The sequence below is a fragment of the Sphingomonas sp. genome, from assembly GCF_048594985.1.
Taxonomy (GTDB): Bacteria; Pseudomonadota; Alphaproteobacteria; order Sphingomonadales; family Sphingomonadaceae; genus Sphingomonas_I.
Map to the genome: position 1 here is coordinate 1 of NZ_JBMDXG010000287.1, position 2,076 is coordinate 2,076.

Annotated in this window: 3 protein-coding genes; 2 read left to right on the top strand and 1 reads right to left on the bottom strand. The window is 70.0% G+C overall.

Annotated elements, in window-relative coordinates:
- Nucleotides 1–1,392, top strand: a 1,392-nt coding sequence (locus tag ACOJSF_RS11585; protein WP_420142354.1) for a phosphopantetheine-binding protein, incomplete at its 5' end; no start/stop codon positions are given.
- A 5-nt stretch (nt 1,393–1,397) separates the two neighbouring features.
- Here ACOJSF_RS11585 and ACOJSF_RS11590 read toward each other — a convergent pair.
- Nucleotides 1,398–1,616 (bottom strand): hypothetical protein, encoded by a 219-nt coding sequence (locus ACOJSF_RS11590; RefSeq protein ID WP_420142355.1) that lies wholly within the window; start codon nt 1,614–1,616, stop codon nt 1,398–1,400.
- Between the two features lie 65 nt (nt 1,617–1,681).
- On the opposite strand from ACOJSF_RS11590, the gene ACOJSF_RS11595 reads away from it, so the two are divergent.
- Entirely contained in the window at nt 1,682–1,942 is a 261-nt protein-coding gene (locus tag ACOJSF_RS11595; protein ID WP_420142356.1) for a DUF2171 domain-containing protein, read from the top strand.
- The last annotated feature ends 134 nt before the right edge of the window (nt 1,943–2,076 follow it).

The window sequence follows — 2,076 nt, forward strand, 5'->3', positions numbered from 1 at the left end:
ATCCCGCGTACCGAGACGGGCAAGGTCCGGCGCCAGATCCTGACCGAACTCTATTCCGACGCCGCGCCGAAGACGGCCGCGCCCTCCGCCGCCGCCGCCGCGACCGATGCGGCGCTGTCGCCGCGCGAGGAGGAGATCGCCGCGATCTGGCGCGACGTGCTGGGCGTGCCGCATATCGGCCGCAACGAGACCTTCTTCGAACTGGGCGGCGATTCGCTGTCGGTGATCGGCGCGATGCTGAAGATGGAGCGCGCCGGGATCGCCAAGGACATGGCGCAGGCGATGCTCGAAGGGCGCAGCATCGCCGAGATTGCGGCGATGGAGCCGGGCGCGCGTGCCGCCGTCGGCGCGCAGGCGCGGACCAGCGACGCGATCAACATGACGCGCGGCCTGCTGGTGATGGTGGTGATCGCGGCGCATTGGGGGCCGTTCTTCATCGCCCGCGCCGGGCGCTTCCGCGAACTGGCGGGGGAGCTCGTCAATCCGATCTTCCGCCTGGGCACGCCGGGCTTCGCGATCGTGTTCGGCATCGGCCTCAGCTTCTTCTATCTGCCGAGCCTCCGGCGCCATCCCGACCGGTTCCGCGCCAAGCTGCGCACCAATGCGATCGTGCTGGCGGTGGGCGTGTTCATCATCGGCCTGACGCGCAACGCGACCGTGCTGATCGAACAGGGATCGATCGGGCCGCAATGGGCGGCGAGCTTCTTCTACAACGTGCTGTTCTTCTACCTGCTGATGGTGCTGTCGGCGGGGCTGGTGCTGCGCGGGGTGGCGCGGATGCGGCACCAGGCGCTCGACGCGCTGCTGTGCGTGGTCGGCCTGCTGCTGGCGAGCGCGCTGTTCCGGCTCTGGCTGGGGCATGTGCCCGCGACCGGGCTGGCGGAGCTCGGGCGACTGATGCTGGTCGCGAAATACAGCTATCCGGCGATGCTGGCGGAGGTGATGGTCGGCATCGCGCTCGGCTACTGGATCGAGCAGAGCATGGCCGAGCCCGACCAGGGCGCGAAGCTGGTGCGCGCGGGGCTGGCGCTGCTCGGCGGGGGCCTCGTCCTGTCGTTCGAGCTGGGGCTGATGGCGGCGTGGCGTGGCATGGCCGCCAACGTGCTGATGCTGGTCAGCTATGCCGGCGCGATCCTGCTGCTGTTCGCGGGCATGTCGCGCTGGCGGGCGGGGGCGAGCGCGCGAGCCTCGATCGTGGCGACGCGGCTGCTGCTGATCCTGGGGCTGCTCGCCTTCCCGGCGTTCGTCGGGCACGAGGCGGTGATGGGCATCAAGGAATTGCTGCGCGCGTTCGGCATGTCGAACGCCGCCTCGATCGGGCTGCCGCTGGCGGTGCTGATCGGCGCGGGCGCGGTGGCGATCCGGCGGATCTACCGGCTCTATTACGGCTGAGGCGCTCAGGCCCCGCTTGCGCTGGCATAAGCCAGCGCGAACACGATGAGGATCAGCCCGAGCGCGGACAGCATCGCGCCGACGATGCGCAGCACGTACGTCGTCTCGGGCGCGTCGCGCAGGCCGAGCAGGCGGCGGACGCCGCCCCCGCGCAGCAGCACGGGCAGGCCGAGCGCGCCAAAGCCGAGCCCAAGCGCGAGCATGATCCATTGCGAAACCGGCATCGGGGCGTCAGCATCCTTCCAGCGGCCGGCGCGTTCCCCGCCGGCAATCCTCAAAGGAGACCATCATGGCCGATCTGTCGAACATCAAGGAACATATGGAAGTCATCGGCGCGGACGGGGTCCATGTCGGCACGGTCGACAAGGTCGAGGGCGACCGCATCAAGCTGACCAAGAAGGATGCGAGCGCCGAGATTGAGGGCGCCGAGGGCGGCCACAGCGGCCACCATCATTATATTTCGGGCGGGCTGGTCGCCGAGGTCGAGGGCGACCAGGTTCGCCTGTCGGCCAATGCCGCCGTGGCGGTGTCGTTCGAAGAAGAAGAGTGACGGACGGCCGGGGGCGCCGCGAGACGCGGGCCCCCGGCGCCTGCCCCTGAGCGGGGCCTCGCCGCCGGGCGGGCGAGGCCAATATTCCATGGCCGGAGGCGAGCGTGGCGCGCCATGAGCCTTGCCTTCGGATC